The sequence below is a fragment of the Achromobacter sp. JUb104 genome (genome assembly GCF_024806975.1).
Taxonomy (GTDB): domain Bacteria; phylum Pseudomonadota; class Gammaproteobacteria; order Burkholderiales; family Burkholderiaceae_B; genus Achromobacter; species Achromobacter spanius.
In genome coordinates this window covers 101,213-118,306 of record NZ_JANUEY010000004.1, presented here as the reverse complement: position 1 = coordinate 118,306, position 17,094 = coordinate 101,213, and the positions used below count along the sequence as shown (strand labels likewise).

General features: G+C 66.6%; 11 protein-coding genes. 1 reads left to right on the top strand and 10 read right to left on the bottom strand.

All coding sequences use genetic code 11. From position 1 onward, the window contains the following. Positions 1 to 16 precede the first annotated feature (16 nt). Entirely contained in the window at positions 17 to 820 is an 804-nt protein-coding gene (locus M2361_RS26390) for a fused MFS/spermidine synthase (protein WP_259252754.1), read from the bottom strand. A 151-nt stretch (positions 821 to 971) separates the two neighbouring features. Between M2361_RS26390 and M2361_RS26385 the strand changes: the two genes are divergently transcribed. Next, positions 972 to 7,139, top strand: a complete 6,168-nt coding sequence (locus tag M2361_RS26385; RefSeq protein ID WP_259252753.1) for an autotransporter outer membrane beta-barrel domain-containing protein — start codon at positions 972 to 974, stop codon at positions 7,137 to 7,139. Positions 7,140 to 7,167: 28 nt separating this feature from the next. On the opposite strand, the gene M2361_RS26380 is transcribed toward M2361_RS26385, so the two are convergent. The 9 genes from M2361_RS26380 to M2361_RS26340 form a co-directional block, all read right to left on the bottom strand. Next, complete coding sequence (locus M2361_RS26380) at positions 7,168 to 8,751, bottom strand: serine hydrolase (protein WP_259252752.1); 1,584 nt, start codon at positions 8,749 to 8,751, stop codon at positions 7,168 to 7,170. 9 nt (positions 8,752 to 8,760) lie between these two features. Next, positions 8,761 to 9,930, bottom strand: a complete 1,170-nt coding sequence (locus tag M2361_RS26375) for a hypothetical protein (protein ID WP_259252751.1) — start codon at positions 9,928 to 9,930, stop codon at positions 8,761 to 8,763. 23 nt (positions 9,931 to 9,953) lie between these two features. After that, on the bottom strand, positions 9,954 to 11,099 hold the full coding sequence (gene ampH, locus M2361_RS26370; RefSeq protein ID WP_259252750.1) for a D-alanyl-D-alanine-carboxypeptidase/endopeptidase AmpH: 1,146 nt from the start codon (positions 11,097 to 11,099) through the stop codon (positions 9,954 to 9,956). Positions 11,100 to 11,265: 166 nt separating this feature from the next. After that, complete coding sequence (locus tag M2361_RS26365; RefSeq protein ID WP_259252749.1) at positions 11,266 to 12,183, bottom strand: GAF domain-containing DNA-binding protein; 918 nt, start codon at positions 12,181 to 12,183, stop codon at positions 11,266 to 11,268. Positions 12,184 to 12,284: 101 nt separating this feature from the next. Beyond that, positions 12,285 to 12,743: a carboxymuconolactone decarboxylase family protein gene (locus M2361_RS26360; RefSeq protein ID WP_259252748.1), complete on the bottom strand. Its 459-nt coding sequence runs from the start codon at positions 12,741 to 12,743 to the stop codon at positions 12,285 to 12,287. A 71-nt stretch (positions 12,744 to 12,814) separates the two neighbouring features. Beyond that, complete coding sequence (locus M2361_RS26355) at positions 12,815 to 13,783, bottom strand: tripartite tricarboxylate transporter substrate binding protein (protein WP_259252747.1); 969 nt, start codon at positions 13,781 to 13,783, stop codon at positions 12,815 to 12,817. Between the two features lie 73 nt (positions 13,784 to 13,856). Then, a complete protein-coding gene (locus M2361_RS26350; protein ID WP_259252746.1) occupies positions 13,857 to 14,861 on the bottom strand; it encodes a cyclase family protein in 1,005 nt (334 codons plus the stop codon). 55 nt (positions 14,862 to 14,916) lie between these two features. After that, positions 14,917 to 16,188, bottom strand: a complete 1,272-nt coding sequence (locus tag M2361_RS26345; RefSeq protein WP_259252745.1) for a CaiB/BaiF CoA-transferase family protein — start codon at positions 16,186 to 16,188, stop codon at positions 14,917 to 14,919. 47 nt (positions 16,189 to 16,235) lie between these two features. Next, positions 16,236 to 17,081 (bottom strand): CoA ester lyase, encoded by an 846-nt coding sequence (locus M2361_RS26340; protein WP_259252744.1) that lies wholly within the window; start codon positions 17,079 to 17,081, stop codon positions 16,236 to 16,238. Positions 17,082 to 17,094: the final 13 nt, after the last annotated feature.

The window sequence follows — 17,094 nt, the reverse complement described above, 5'->3', positions numbered from 1 at the left end:
TGGCGCATTTGCCGCCCTATCGAAGCTCCAAGGTCGCCCCGATCACCCGCATTGTCGGCATCAACTGGCGCCAGGCGTCCCGGGGTATGGACGCCGGGCGCTTCAGTTCGGCGGCGGCGGGGTCGTTCAGCAGGTCGCCCTTGCAGGCGAACACGATGCTGTTGGTCATGTCGTCGTCCACCACTTCGAACATCGCCGGCCCGAACGACGCGCGCACGCGGGCCAGGTAGTCGTGGTGCATGGGGTGGTTCACGTGGAAGTTGATGACCAGGATGCCGTCGTCGCGCAGCGCGCGGAAGCAGTCGGCGTAGAACGCTTCCGAACACAAGGCATCGGGGATGCCGCCCACGCCGTAGCCGTCCAGGAAGATCACGTCGGCGTGGTCCGACATGGCGCGCAGGTGGTCGGCCGCGTCGGCCTGGATGACCTGGAAGCGGTCGTCGTCGCGCGGCACCATGAAGGTGTCGCGCAGTGCTATGACGGCGGGGTCGATCTCGACGACTTCGATGCGGGTCCGGGTCAGGTAGCGATAGCAGAACTTGGGCAGCGAGCCGCCGCCCAGGCCCACCATCAGAATGCGCGCGGGCTCGGGCTTGAACAGCACGAAGCCCATCATCATCCGCGTGTATTCGATTTCCAGCGCATCGGGATTAAGCACCGACATGCTGCTCTGGATCTCTTTCTGCGTGAAATGCAGCGTGCGGCGCGTGCCCGCGTTCTGAACGAAGGGCCGGTGGATGGCCGCTGGCTCGTCGCTCGGTTCCAAGTCGCGTTCCGAGTCGGGTGGCGATGCGTCGGCGGGAAGTAAGGGGTCGGACATGGGCGGGGCGGGTGGTGAAAACAGGCACAAGATACCACCAGCCCGGCGCCACTCATCACACCGGATGGTTGATTCGTCATCTTGGTCTTGTCCGGCAGGCGGCGAACGGCGATTTTCTCAATCTGCTCCGTTTTCACGTCAATGCGCCGCCATGCCCGTCACGCAAGCCCCCTCGCTACCGGACCGTCACCGCCCCCGGCTATCTACGCTTGCCCTGCTTGTCATGCAAGCCGGCGTGTTCACGGCGTATCTTTTTGGGCGTCCCGCCTACGCACAGGACCCGCTGGTGTATGTCTTTCGCGGCGCGGATGGCACCTGCTGTTCAAGCGGATCAACACCGAACAACGGCCACGATGGCCAATGGGGCCTGCGCGACTTCGTCCAGCAGGACGGCAATCTGGGCATCAACGCAAACGCGGCGGGCCAAGCCGGCATTTTGATCGACGTCAGCGGCGGAAGCGGCGGCAACGGCCGGGATTCGAACCCGAACCATTGGGGCGGCAACGGCGGCGGCGGCCGGATCATCGACTACACCTTGTCGACCAGCACCGTCACCGCATCGGGCCGGGGCATCACGCTGACATCGGCTGGCGGCAATGGCGGGCTGTGGGGCAACGCCGATGGCCCCAACGGCGGCTACGGCATCGGCGGCGACGGGCATAGGGCGCGCATCACGCTCAACAACGCCCGCGTGTCCGGCACCGGCTTTGGCGTGGCGGTCCAGTCCTGGGGCGGATCGGGCGTCGACAGCGCAATCGCCGGCGGGTTCAGCGGCGCCAATAACGCGGGTCACGGCGGCAACGCGGGCGAGGCATCCGCGATCCTGCAAGGCAATACCTCCATCACCGCGCGCGCGGCGGGGCCGGACGACGTCAGCGCGGGCGTGGGGCTGATATCCAGCGCCGGCAACGGCGGCGCCGCCGAGCACACTGGAGATTTCGGTGGCCATAGCAACGCGGGCCGAGGCGGCGATGCCGGGACGGTCACCTTCACGTCATCGGCCAACGCCAGCGTCACCGCGCTGGGCGACGGCGTCTACGGCGTCATCGCCCGCTCCATCGGCGGCAATGCGTCGCAACAGAACGGCACCGACACCCAGGCCGCCGCCGGCGGCAATGCGGGGCTGGTCACCATCAACAACGGCGGCAGGATCACGGCAAGCGGCAACCGTGGCATTGGCGTCTATGCACTGACCCAAGGCGGCAATGGCGGAAACGGTGGCGACGGGTCCTGGGCCGGTGGACACAATGGCGGCGCGGGCGGCTCGCCCGGCGCCGTCAACATCACCAACACCGGAACGATTACAACGGGCACGGCGGATACGGTCGGCGCGAAGGGCATCGTGGCCAGCGTGCTGGGCGGCGAAGGCGGGCCGGGCGGCGCCAACGGCACCTTCGGGCCCGGGGGCAATGGTGGCGCGGGCGCGGTCGCCGGCCAGGCGATCACCTTGGCCAACAGCGGCGCCATCAGCACCGACGGCAACGACGCCGGCGCGGTCATCGCCAACAGCGCGGGCGGCGGCGGCGGGCTGGCCAACGCCAGCAACGGCTTCATCTTCGTGGGTGGCGGCCACGGCGGCGCGGGGGGCACGGGCGGCAGCATCGCCATGAGCAACAGCGGCGCGATCGATACCTCGGGTGACAACAGCGCCGCCGTGACGCTGCAAAGCATCGGCGGCGGCGGTGGCGTGGGCGGCGACGCCAACGCCACCGGGGTGATCGCCACCGTCGCCATCGGCGGCAACGGCGGCGCGGCGGGCAACGGCGGGCTGGTGCTGTTCTCGTCCCAGGGCAAGATCCTGACCCGCGCCGGCAACGCCTCGGCGGTGGTCCTGCAAAGTATCGGTGGAGGCGGCGGCAGCGCCGGATCGGCCAATGCGGTCGGCGTGGGCGTCGGCCTTAACGTCACGGTGGCCAATGGCGGCAAGGGCGGCAGCGGCGGCTCGGGCGGCGCCGTGTCGTTCACGCAGGCGAGCCAAGGCGTGATCTCGACCTTGGGCGCGCACAGCCATGGCGTACTGGCGCAGAGCATCGGCGGCGGCGGCGGCAATGGTGGGCTGGCCAACTCGCGCACCATCACGATCGCGCCGCAGGCGGGCGAAGACCCCACCGGCGCCGTCACACTTGCCATCACCAATGGCGGCGCGGGCCAGGGCGCCGGCTCGGACGGCACGGTCACGCTCAACAACGCGGGTTCCATCAGCACGGCAGCGGCGCAAAGCAACGGCGTGGTGGCGCAGAGCATAGGCGGCGGTGGCGGCAATGGCGGTGGTGTGCTGGCGCCCATCAAGACACCCACCATCGGTGATTCCCTGATCACCGTGAACCTGAGCGTGCGGCACGGTGCGCAAGGCGGCCAGGGCGGCGATGGCGGACGCGCACAGGTCAGCAATGCCGGAACCGGCGTCGTCGCCACCCAAGGCGAGGGGTCGGCCGGTATCGTGGCGCAGAGCATCGGCGGCGGCGGCGGCAACGGCGGCATCGTCCAGGCGCAGGACGCCCGCTCGTTCACGGACATCCTGGGCGCGCCCAGCGGCCTGGCCGGCTTGCTGGACAAGGCGGCAAGCTGGCTGGAAAGCGGTGCGCAGATGAAGGTGAGCAAAGCCATCAGCCTGTCGGCCGGCATCACGACAGGGGGCAGCGGCGGCGCGGGTGGGGACGCCAATCCCTTCAACGTGCGCAATGACGGAACCGTGACGACGAAGGGTGACCATGCCCCCGGCATCCTTGCGCAGAGCATCGGTGGGGGTGGCGGCAACGCGGGAATGATTGAATCCAGCGGCGTGTCCGGCCTGCTGTCCAGCATTGATGGGCTGATTCGGGCGTCGGAATCGGGTGTGCAGGACCTGTTCACCGTGGCCCTGCCGCAAGTCAACATGACGCACCAGACCGGCGGCAGTGGCGGCGCGGCGGGCGCGGGCGGAGGTTCGGCGGGCGACCCAGCCATCGTCATCAACAGCGGCACGATCGTGACGCAAGGCGACGGGTCGGCGGGCATTGTGGCGCAGAGCATCGGCGGCGGCGGCGGACGCAGCACCGCCAGCGGCCAGGACCTGCAAGCCATCGTCACGGCGGCAGCGGGCAACAACAGCGCCGCCATCATCGACAAGATCACCCGCATCATCGACATCCTCGGCACGAAAGGCGGCGCGGCGATAGGCTCGCTGGCCAATGTGAACATCGGTGGCGTCGATGGCACAAACGGCGCGGGCGGGGCCGTCACCATCGATGCCAGCGCAACCAGCAGCCGCATCAGCACCCTTGGCTACCAGGCGCCCGGGCTGCTTGCCCAAAGCGTGGGCGGTGGCGGTGGCGTATCGGCCGTCGAACAGCCGCTAAGCCTGTGGAGCAACTTCACGTCGACCACGGCGCTGGGCGCGACGGGCAGGCAGGGCCCCGACACGGCAAGCCTGGGCGGCCAGGTCAGCGTCGTCCACGGCGGCAACTTGACCACCCAGGCGGGCGGATCTCCCGGCATCATGGCGCAAAGCGTGGGCGGCGGTGGCGGGCTCAGCACGCTCAGCCTGCGCAACGCCAGCCTGGCCACCATCGCGCAACGCGCCTCCGTGGCGATATCGCTGGGCGGCAACTTCGATTGGAGCGCCCCGTCGGCATTCAACTCGGTAAGAACCTCTGCGGGCGCGGTGAGCGTGGCGAACAACACGGGTCGCATCGCGACGCAGGGCGGGATGTCGCCGGGCGTCTTCGCGCAAAGCGTCGGCGGCGGCGGTGGGGCGGCCATCATTACCACCACCGCGTCGCTCGGCGGCATCGACATCCAGCTTGGCAATCTACGCAACGACACGATTGCGTCCTTCTCCACGCTGACCGGCAACGGCGGCAACGTGGCCGTCTCGAATTCGGGCGGCAGCATCGTCACGCAGGGTGCGCTGTCATTTGGCGTGCTGGCGCAAAGCGTGGGCGGCGGCGGGGGTTACGCCTCAGTCGACAACGGCGTCCAGCCTATCGCCGCGCCCATGAACATCACGTTCGGTTCCAACTCCCTGATGAACGGGGCGGGCGGAAGCGTGACGGTGACCCAGGATGTGGGCGGCAGCATCGTCACCGCCGGCACCAACGCGCATGGCATCGTGGCGCAGAGCATCGGCGGTGGCGGCGGCATTGCGGGCATGGCGGTCCAGCCGAATCTGACGACCTTGAAGGCGGTGTCCGCGCCGGCCAGCGGTGTCGACGCCAACACCGTCAACCTGTCCGTGTCGGGCGTGGTTGCCACCTCGGGCAATGGCGCGGCCGGGATTCTTGCGCAGAGCATTGGCGGCGGCGGCGGGCTGACGGGCGATCAGTCATCGGCGCTTTATACCAGCGGGATCATCCAGGACGCCGGCCTGACGGCGGGCACCGGCAACGGCGGTGGCGTCAGCGTCGCCATCGGCACGGGCGGCACGGTGCAAACGTCGGGCGCGAATGCACCCGCCATCCTGGCGATGAGCGTGGGCGGCGGCGGCGTCTTCAAGGACGGCACGCTGTACCAATACGACACGCCCAGCAACGCCCTGGCCTACGGCGGCCCCATCACCATCAGCCTGGGCCTGGCCGGCCAGGTGGTCGCCACCGGCGCAAACTCGCCGGCCATCGTCGCCATCAGCAACGGCGCCAACGGCGGTGGGCGGCCCATCTCGATCACCCTGGACGCGCGCGCGCTGGTCAGCGCCAACGCCACGTCAGGCACCGCCATTCTTGCCGTTGCACCACTGGCCACCACCACCATCACCAACGCGGGCGTCATTCAGGGCAAGACGGCCATCGACGTGTCCGGCACGGCCTTGGTCAACAACAACGGCAGCGTCGCGGGCGATGTGCTGATGGGTGGTGGCAGCACGTTCAACAACAACCCGGGCGCCACGCTCTATAGCGGCGCGCAATTTCAGGGCAACCTGAACAACGCCGGCATCCTGAACCCCGGTGGGCCGGGCGTGTACCAGGCCACCCGCATCACCGGCGTGTTGAACCAAACGGGCACCTACCGGCCCGACCTGGATTTCGGCGACCACAACAGCGACTTCATCTCCGTCTCTGGCGCATCGACCTTCGGTGGGGTGGTCAATCCGGTGCTGCGCAACCCCGTGAAGAACGTGTGGCTGGGCATTGGGCATTTCGACGCCGCCCAGTCCCAGGCCCCCACCACCGCCAGCGATAGCCCCTTGTTCACCTACACCTTGAAGAACAACGGCGGCCCAGGCTGGCGCGACCCCTTGATATCGGTGGACGCCAACTTCACGCCATCGGCGTTACCCATCAGCGCGGACCGCATGAACATCGCGAACTCGCTGCAAGGCTTGTGGAACCAGGGCGACCGGCGCAGCGCGGCCTTGTTCGACAAATTCACCGGTGTGCAAACCGCCGACCAATACCGGGACGCGCTGAACGGCGTGGCGCACGACGGTCAATTCGCGCGCGCCTCCAACCAGATACACGCCAGCTACGCCGCGATGAACCGCATGATGAGCTGCCCGGGTTTCGTGGGCGACAACACGATACTGCGCGAGGGCGATTGTGTGTGGTCGCGGCTGGACACGAACTGGACGCAGCGCAAAGGCACTTCGAATGACGAGGGCTATCGCATTCGCCAGACGGCGCTGACACTCGGCGCGCAGCGCGAGATCGCCCCCAACTGGTTCCTGGGCGGATCACTGGGTTACGCCTACGGCAAGACCACGTCGTCATCAGACCTGTCCGGCAACAGCGATACGTTCCTGGGCGGTCTGGCCTTGAAATACAACAACGCCCCCTGGCAGATCGCCGTGGCCGTGCATGGTGGCGTCGAGAAAAGCAGGATGTCGCGCAGCACGCTTGATGGCGTGGCAAAGAGCAAGCCCGATTCCTCGTTTCTGGCGGCGCGGCTACGCACCGCCTATGAATTCAGCCAGCCGTCGTGGTACCTGCGCCCCTATGTTGACTGGGACGTGAACCATATCCGGCAGGACGGCTACCAGGAGCAAGGCGGCGGGCCGTTCAACCTGAGGGTGCGCGGCAACGACACGACGTCGTTCATGGTGTCGCCCATGGTTGAAGTCGGCGGCCGCACGGACCTGGATAACGGCGCAACCCTGCGCTCGTATGTGGCCGGCGGCATGAGCTTTCTGAGCGGCGGCGACGTGGTCACGACGATGCAGCTCAGCGGTTTCAACACCACGCCGTTCTCGTTGAAGTCAGGCATGCCGCGCACCTACGGCAATCTGGCGGCGGGGCTGGAGATGCTGACGCCCAAGGGCATGGAGCTGAAGACAGAATACGCACTACGCGGCAACGGGCAATACCGCGACCAGTCGCTGACGTTGCGTATGGCCTACCGCTTTTGAGGGGGCTGCGGGCCGCTGCGGGTTGTGCTTACTTCCGCGTCCACTTCCCCAGGCCGCCATCGTCGTAGAACTTGATATCCAGGCCGCTGGCCTGACCCTGGCCAGGATCCGTCTTGAACACGACGGACGCCAGCGAGTCGACCAGATCCGCTTCCCCGGCGGGTGCGAACGCGAACGTGTCGCCGTCCCAATGCGTCATCGGAAAGCGCATGCCCTTGGGTCCCAGCACCAGCGTCAACGCGCCGTCGGCTTCCTGGATCTCGGCAGGCCCGTAGTAGGCGTTGTCATAGCGGCCCACATACTGGCGCAGCGGCTTGGCGGGCTTGGGGGTAGCGGGTTTAGTGGTGCCGGAAAGATCGGCCTGCGGTTCAAAGAAGCCCAGCATGGCGCCGTGGTAGGCCGCGTACCAGTCGCGCGTGGGCTTGCCATACAGCGCCGTGTCGATGAACGTGGCGGCCACGGATTCCGCCGCGCCCACCGGCGCGCCGTTGGTCAGCACCACGATGCCGATACCGGCGGACGGCACGATCTTGAACGTGGTGCCCGTGCCCATCAGGAACGCGCCGGAATGCCCCATCGACGGGCGTCCGCCCAGCTCCGTGTTGATATTGAAGCCATAGCCATAGAAGCCGGAACGCGCGTCGATGCTGTGAGCACGCGCGCTGAATGATTGCGGCGACAAGGCGGGCAAAAGCGCGCCGGAAGCAATCATCGGCTTGCCCTGGTATTGGCCGTCGGCCAGCAACAGCTTCAACCATTGCGCCAGATCGACCACCGTGGAAGACACGCCGCCTGCCGGCGCCTGCTGATCGGCGTTGCGCTGCCCCAGCGGCACAAACGCACCCTTCTGATAGCCATGCAGCACGGCGCGATTGTCGTGCGCCAGGAAGTCGTTGTAGCGATAGCTGGTCGACGTCATGCCCAGCGGCGAGAACAGCAGGTCTTGCGCCAGGCCTTCCCACGGGCGGCCCGCCGCCTTCGCCACCGCCTCGGCGCCGATCGTCGTACTGAAGTTCGCGTAGTGATACGACGTGCGAAACGCGTCCAGCGGTTGCAGCCGCAGCCGCGCGATGACCTCAGCGCGCGTGTAGCCCAGGTCTTCCAGATCGTCGCCCGCGGTGCCTGGCAGGCCCGAGCGGTGCGCGAAGAAATCGCCGATGGTGCCGTGCGTAGAAACGTACGCGTTGCTGAGCGCAAAGTCCGGCAGATACCGCGCAACGGGGTCATCCCACGACACCGCGCCCTTGGACACCTCGATGGCCGCGACGGTTGCCGACAGCGACTTCGAGATCGACGCAATCTGGAACACCGTGCGCGCATCCACGGGTGCGTTCTTGCCTGCCTCGCGCGTGCCGTAGCCCTGGGCCAGCACCGTCTTGCCATCAATGACGACCGCCACCGCCATGCCTGGCACCTGGCTGCGCGCCATGATGTCCTGGACGATGCCCGGCAGCGCCTTCACCGCCAGGTCCTTGCTGCCCGCCGGAATCGCGATGGCGTCGGCGGGCGGGCTGGCATGGCTTTCAATGGCGATCGGCTGCGCCCGCGCCGTCATCGAACCGCACAGAGCCAGAACGACAAGGCTGGCGATGATGGTGTGTTTGTTCGTCATGGAACCCTCTCAGAAACCCGCTTGATACGCGATGCGGAATACGCCCTGGTTGATGCGGATGGCCTGATCGCGCTGATGCGTAATGCCGGCCTGAATGATGAAGCCGACTGGCGTCACATACGTGACCGCGCCGGATAGCGCCCAGTCCCAATCGTCTTGCAAGCCGTACTGCGCCAGCTTGCCGTTGCTGCCGGACAACTTGCGCGCGGCGGCCGTGGCGGTGAATTGCCAGCGCTCGCGCGACAGCGATACCGACGTCACCCCATTGCCGTTGCCCACCGGCGCGCCTCGGAACGCGCTGGCAAAGGTGGCCTCGTTGAACCAGCTCAGGCTCCAGGCATCGGCCAGCGGCGCGTCCACCCGAAACCGGGCGGAAACCGTGTTGGCGCTTTCGCCCTGGCCCGGGTCCACGTGCAGCCGGCCGGCGTCCACGCCACCCGACAGCCCCTCCCAACCCGGCAAGTCTCGAAAGTCGTAAGACACGATGAACGATTTCAGTTGGTCGCTGAACGCCGGCGGCTGGTCGGGCCGGATGAAGCCGTCGTCCACGCTAAGCCGATGGTTGAGCGCCGTGTCGTCGCGCTTGAACAGCATCGCCGCCACCGAGTGCGTGCCATGGCCGCCCGTGTCGAAGGTGTAGCGGCCGCCCAGGCCGATGGATCCGCGAAATTCCGAGTTCTCGTTGAAGCCGCTGTACAGGCCATCGATGACATGCCAGGCGTCGCCGAAGCCCAGGTCCATCTTGCCGCCATACAGCGCGTAGCGGTCCGCCGTATAGGCCGCGAACAGATTGTCCAGGTCCACGCCCAGATCCGAAAAGGCGTTGTCCTTCGTTTCGTTGTTTGACGAGTTGAGCGTGGCCTTGGTGCGGATCGAGAACCGCTGCGTCAGTTGCAAGACCAGCGCGGCTTCCGCCGTGGGTTGAACGCTGCTCCAGTGAGAACGCGGAATCTGTCCGTTGTCATCCTTGATGCCGAAGAATTCGGTGTAGCCGGTCATCAGCAAGAAGCGGCCATTCAAGTGCGGGTATGTGTCCGCGCCGTCGCCCAACTGGCTGTAGGGCGTCAGGAAGATCTCGGTCTTGAAGGGATCAGGCCCTTCTTGCGCGGACGCGGCGCCAGACGCCAGGGCGACCAACGCAATGGCCTGGCAAAGCGATTTTGCAATACGCGCGCCCATTGCAGGGCGCCGACCAAACCCGATCACCGCGCCAGCTCGGCCGCCAGCTCGCGCACTTGGGAATGGATGTTCCCGAACATGGCGAAGTTGACCCGGCTGGCCACGACGAACACGCCCAGGTCACGATTGGGCGACAACACCGCATAGCTCATGAAGCCGCCCAGGCCACCGCTTTTGCCCAGCAGCAGGGGCGCGCCGTTGCGGGGCAGGCTGACCACCCAGCCCAGCCCCATGCCATCGGCATCGGTCACTTCCGTGCCCACCACGGACTTCAAGCCGTCATACGGCAGCCACATCGTGTGGGCCAGGGTGAACGCTTCCTTGCCCTGCCTGGCGCCGTCCAGATGCCATCGCATCCACCGCGCCATATCGCCCGCCGTGGAATAGATGCCCGCGCTGGCGTACATCACATCAGGCACGGGTGCGTTCGGATCCGGTTTGTCGAAAGGATCCAGGCCCGTCATCAAGCGCTTTTTCTGCGCGTCGCTCAGCACGTTGGTCGTATCGACCAGGCCGGCGGGCTTGGTGACTTCGTTGGCAAGCAATGTGGAATAGTCGGCGCCCCCCGCTCGGGCCAGCGCATCGCCCAGCAATCCGAAGCCCAGGTTCGAATACAGGGTGGTGGTGCCGGGCCGGTAGGCGGGCGGGTTAGCGCCGATCCACTTCCAGTAATACGCGCGGTCGAAAGCCGCGAAGGGGTTGTCGGACGGCTTGGCGTTCGGGTCCGGCAGTTCGCGCGGCAGGCCCGCCGAATGCGTGGCCAGGTCCAGCAGGCTGATGGGGCGACCCTGGGTCTGCACGGTGGCCTTGTCTGGCGCGTACTTGGCCAGGGGGTCGGTCAGCTTGAGCTTGCCCTGGGCCGCCAGCGAGGCCAGCACGTCGCCGGCGAACACCTTGGATACCGACGCGATCCGGAAGATGGAATGTTCGTCCGGCTCTACGCCATTGCCCGGCGCCGTCTCGCCGTAGCCCTGAATGACGACGTCGTCGCCACGCACCACGGCGATGATCAGGGCGGGCGCGCCGGCGTTTAGATACAGCTGCATGCCGGCCATGGACACGGCGTCTTGCAAGGCCAGGTCGGTGGCGCGGGCCGGGGCCGTGCCTAGCGCGCAAGAGGCGGCAACAGCCAGGAAGGTAAAGCGTGAAAGGACGCGAGACGCCAGCATGCCGATTCTCTCAAGGTAGCCCGGGGAAGCGGGAAACCCGCCAAGCGAGATGATCCCAAAAACTTCGGCAATGGCCACATTGCAAGGACGAAACAACATGCCGGCATGACGAATGGCATGGCGGGGGCCCAAGCCCCGGGCTGACGCTGCGGGCTAGGCCCCGATGTCAAATCCCCATGCGTTCGCGCAGCGGCTTTCGGTACGAGCGCGACACCGGCCAGGCGCTCTCGACCGACCGCATCCGGATCAGCCACTTGTCGACGCTGCGGCGGTCGACGTCCATGACATGCAACGCATTGGCAATGGCGGTGCGGTGGACCCGGAAGAAGATCTTCTCGGGCAGCAAGGTCGACCACATGCCCAACGCGCGCGAGTCCAACACCATCGACCCGTCTTCAAGCCAGATCTCGCTGTAGTTGCCGGCCGATCGCACCCCCACGATCGTCTCGGGCTGCACGCCGCGCACCACGCCGCGCATCGTCAGATAGACCACGGACATGGCGCTTTCATGCATCGCCGTCCGGTTCTTTTCCAGACTGTGCGAATACTTGGCCTGCCCGATCAGATTGGCGCATTGGTACAAAGCGTTGATCTCGGCGGCGGACCAGGTCCGATGCAGGACGGTGGTGTCGAAACCGATGATCCCGCATAGCTTCTTGTCGTGGAATACCGGCACGCTCAGCACGCTCTTGTTGCCCTGGCGCACGAATTCGGCCTGGATGATGCGCGCGGTGCGCGGCAGGTCGTGCACATCGTGGATGGCTACGGCATAGCCTTGCACCATGAACTTGTGCAGCCATGCGATCAGCGTCGTGGGTACATCCTGAAGTTCGGCAACAAAGGGCTGCGTCTGGCCCCGGCACCATTCATGAGTGTTGCGAAACCGGAGCATGTCGGGCCGGTACTCGATGAACCAGGCGCGGTCGACATCCGAGGTTTCGCCCATGAAGGCCAGCAGCTCGGCGATGGCGTCATCGACAGGACGCTTGAGCAAACTCATCGCGCACCGATACAGCCACTTCAGCGACGAGTCAGGCGAGAGTTCGGCGACGGTGTGCGTCTGGTATTGGACTGCATCCTTCACTGCGTTTCCCCTGGCGACCGGATCGAACATCGTCCATGTGCTGCCATGCAGCACGCCAAGCGGCGATTTTCACTCCGGCCCGGGGCAAAGACAAGCTTGAATCAGGAAGATGCGCCGCCGAACAGATCCGCCTGGCGGGGGTCCGCGGCGGTCAGGTCGTAGCCGATCTGCTCGGCCACCTCACGCAGGATGGCCTGCGCCAGATTGAACGCGGTATTGGCGGCGGGCACGCCGGCGTAGATCGCGTTCTGCAACAGCACTTCCTTGAGCTCGTCGGGCGTCAGGCGGGACTCATCCGCTGCCGTCAACGCCGCGCGCACATGCAGCTCGAACTCTTCCCACCGGCCCAGCGACAGCGTCACCGCCAGCACCATCATGCGGCGAGCCTTGTGCGGCAAGCCCGGACGGCTCCAGATGTCGTGCCAGGCGTAGCGCGTGATCAGGTTCTGGTAGTCGGCCGTGAACGTGGTGGCGCGGTCCAGCGAGCGCTGCACCCATTCATCGCCCAACACGGCGCGGCGGTTGGCCAAGCCCCGCTCGAAATCGTCTTCCCGGCTCATCTGATACCCCTTTTGCGTGAATGCGTGAGGATAGGGGCGCAAGCTGAACATCCGCCCGCGCCCCCTGTCGATCAATTCACCGTGATGTTATTGGCTTTCACGACCTCGGCCCAGCGCACTTGTTCGGCGTCGACGAACTTGGCGAAGTCGGCTGCGCTGCTGCCCACGGGGGTCAGGCCCAGCTTGGCGAGCTTTTCGCGGGTGTCGGGGCGGGCCAGCGCTTTTTGCACCAGGTCTTGCAGCTTGGCCACCACGGCGGGGTCGGTGCCGGCGGGCAGGAACAAGCCGTTCCACTCGGCCACATCAAAGTCCTTGATGCCGGCTTCGCCCACGGTAGCCACGTTCGGCAGTTCGGGCATGCGCTTGGCCGACGATACCGCCAGCGCCTTCAGCTTGCCGCCGCTGACGTAGTTCAGGCTGGACGCGGCGTTGGCGAAATAGACGTCGACCTGCCCGCCCATGACGTCAACGATGGCCGGCGCGCCGCCCTTGTACGGCACGTGCACCACGTCGATGCCGGCGTCTTTCTTCAGCAGTTCGGCGGCCATCTGCGCCAGGCTGCCCGGGCCGTAGGACGCAAACGTGTAGCGGCCCGGGTTGGCGCGCGCGGCGCTGATGAAGTCAGGCAGGTTGTTGAAGGCCGAGCCGGGCGCCGCCACCAGGATGTTCGGCACGCTGACGGCCTGCGAGACCGGCACGAAGTCCTTTTTCACGTCGTAGGGCAGCTTGCGCAGCGCTGGGTTGATCGCGAAAGCGGATGCATCGAACAGCACCGTGTAGCCGTCCGGCTTCGCACGCGCCACGTAGGCCGCGCCGATAGCGCCGCTGGCGCCACCCTTGTTTTCGATGACCACGCTTTGGCCGGCCACTTCGCCCATGCCTTGCGCGATGATGCGCGCGGCGTTGTCGGCGCCGCCACCGGCGGAGTACGGCACCACCATGGTGATGGGTTGCTCGGGATAGCCGGCGGCGTGAGCCGTGCCCAACGCGCTGGTCAGGCCAATGGTGGCAGCCAGGGCCGCGATGTAGGTTTTCTTCATGTGTGCTCCTCAAGTCCCCCCTACGGGGATGTGAAATGGATCATGGAATCGTGGCGCGATCCGCCTGGCAAAGTCAGACGGTCGCGATGGGGTTGACCGGCGCGCCCACCAGACCGGGCACGTACATGGGTGCGGCGGTCAGGAAAAAAGCGTGTCGGCCATGCTGGCGCAACCATTGCGCCAGCGGGGTCAGGTGCCAAAGCTCGCCCAGCGGCAGGCCCAGCTTGAACAGGCATTGTTCGTGCAGGGGCAGCAGCGGCCCCGTGCCCGTATCCAGGTGATGGTTGCGCAGTTCCACGGCGTGGTTGTCGGCGGCGATGGCCGCGATGCGGCTCTCCTTGATCCACGCCAGCAGTTGCGCGTCCGCGCCATCCAGCACGCAGCAACTGGTCTTGAGCCGGTCTTGTTCGTCGTCGCCCAAGGTCAGCGCCAGATCGGCCAGGCCCGTGTGCAGGCACAGCACGTCGCCCGGCCGCACCTGCACGCCATCGGCCTGCATCACGTCCATCAGGTCGCGGTAGGACACCTTGCGGTGCGCGTCGCCAAAGCGGGCGCGCAGGTCCACCATCACGCCACGGCCCTGGATGCCGTGACGCGCCATCGGCGCGATGGACAGGTCTTGGGTGCCGCTGAAATTTTCGGATTGAGGTTCGCTGACGGTAAAGCCGTTGTAGCCGGTGGGCTGCGCCTGGCCGGTGCCATGCGCGTCGTACATCGACCCCACATGGCCCAGCGCGTCCCATTGCGTGGAGTACTGCGGCGACAGGGTGACGCGGTCATCGCTGACAACGTCGGTGGCGCCGGGCACGTCGCGCGCCAAGGGGTAGCGGTAGACCGGCACGCCATTCTTTTCGGCGGGCTGGATCACCGGCCCCTTGCGGCGCGGGTTGAGCACGGGTGCGCGCGGCACCGTCAGCGGCAGGCTCAAGGAAAACGACAGGCCGGTCTGAATTTCGGCAACAGCGGCCAAGCGCGCCTGGCTGTCCAGGTAATTAAGGGTGCCGAGCTGGTCGTCATGCCCGAAGTCCCCCCAATTCGATCCTTCCGGCCGATGCCCGTAGCGGCGTGCTTGATTCATGACTGCTGTCTCCTCGTCCTGTCACGGACGAATTTTGCTATCGTTTTGTTACGGCTTATTGCACCACAGCGGATTGCATTAATTGCTCGATTTCCTGCTCGGTGTATCCCAGGGTGGACAGTATTTTTTCGCTGTGTTCCCCCAAACTGGGCGCGGCGCGGCCGGTGGCGCTGTCGTTGGTGCTGTCGTTGGTGCTTCCCGTGGCGTTCTCGGTGACCGCTTCGGTGGTCTTGCCTTCGCTGGCAGCGGCCTGGCCGGACGCACCGAAATGCGCCCATTGCGCCAGGCCCAGATAGTTGCCCGCCTGCTTGCTGTGATACGGGCGCATCAGCCCCATGGCTTGCACCTGCGGGTGGTCGAACATGTCTTCCACCGGACGCACCTCGGCGCAAGGCACGCTCTGGCCAAAGCGCTCGGCCCATTCGCGGGCCGACGCGCGCGACAAGGCCTGGCGCACCAGCGGCACCAGCACGGCCGCCTGCGCCGCGCGCTTCTTGACGGTGTCGTAGTCGGGGTGGTCGGCCAGGTCCGCCAGGTCCAGATGGCCGCACAGGGCGCGCCAGAAATGCGGCGTGTTGGCCGACAAATACAGATGGCCTTCGCGCGTGGGATGGATGCCCGTGATACCGCCCGAGCGCATGTCGCGCTCAAGATGACGCGGCTCGCCCTCGGCCCACACCAGGCGGGCCGATTGCATGGCCAGCGCGCTGCCCAGAAGCGATACCTCGATGGCCTGGCCCTGGCCCGTTTTCTCGCGCTGGTAGAGCGCCGCCGACACGCTGTTCGAGATCAACGCGGCGCCGTAATAGTCCACCACCGATCCGTACAACACTTCGGGCGGGCCGTCGGCCTTGGCCTGCGCGGCGCACATGCCCGTCATCGATTGCAGCACCTGGTCGTAACCCGCATGGCGCGCCATGGGGCCGACCGCGCCGTAGCCCGTCATGGCGCAATAGATCAGGCGGGGGTTCACGGCCGACAGGGTGGCGAAGTCGATCCGCAGCCGTTCCGGCACGCCCGGCCGGAAGTTATGGACCAGCACATCGGCCTCACGCACCAGCCGAAGCAGCACCTCGTGGCCGGCCTCGTCCTTCAGGTTCAGGCACAGGCCGCGCTTATTGCGGTTGATGCCCAGAAAGGCGCGGCTTTCGGCCGCCAGTGTGGAGGGGTACTTGCGCAGGTTGTCGCCTTCGGGCGGCTCCACCTTGATCACGTCGGCGCCCATGTCGCCCAGCAGGGCGCAGCCGTAGGGGCCGGCAATGTAGGCGCTCAGGTCCAGCACCTTGATGCCTGCCAGCGGCAGGTTGGCGGGGGATTCAAATTCCATATTGCGATTCACTCGATATCTAGGGCCAGGCGCGGGCCTGGCCCGGTTCAGGCGGCCCGGCCGGCTGCCAGCAGCACATCGCGGGCGCGTTGCACGAAGGGCGCGTCGATCATCTTTCCGTCCAGCAGGAAGGCGCCCACGCCGTCCTGCTCGCGGCTGGCCGACACGATCCGCTCGGCCTCGGCGACCTCTTCGGCGCTGAAGCCGAAGACCTCGTTGGCGATGGCGATCTGGCTGGGATGCACACAGGATTTGCCCAGAAAGCCCAGCGAACGGGCCAGCTTCGCTTCGGCGCGAAAGCCCTCGGCATCGCGCACGCGGGCGTAGGCCGCGTCCATGGCGTACTTGCCCGCGCACCCCGCGCCCAAGCGCAAGGACAGCATCACTGCGCGCAGCGTTTCGGGTTGGTAGCGGTCGATGCCCAGCGGTTCGAAGAGATCGGCCAGGCCCAATTGCAAGCCGGCCACACGCGGATGCGCGGCGGCCAACTCGGCCGCGCTGGCCAAGGCGCGCGGGGTTTCCACGGTGATAAGGAATTCATTCTGAAAGCCGGCGGCAATGGCTTGGGCGGCGGCCTCGCACAGCGCGGTGGCGCTTTCCACCTTGGGCAGGTTCAGCAGGTCAATCGGCAAGCCGCCCAGCGCGCCCAGGTCGGCGGCAAAGTACGGGGTGTCGGCCGCATTCACGCGAACGATAATTTTCTTGGGATGTAGCGCCTGCGCCGCCGCAAAACCGGGGGAAGCCAACCAGTGGGCCAAGGCATCGCGGGCCTCGTGCTTGCGCGTGGGCGCGACGGCGTCCTCCAGGTCGAAGGACAGCGCGTCCGCCTGGCTGGCCATGGCTTTATCGAAGAGGTCCGGGCGCGAACCCGGCACGAATAGCTTGCTTCTCATTGGTGTCTCCTGG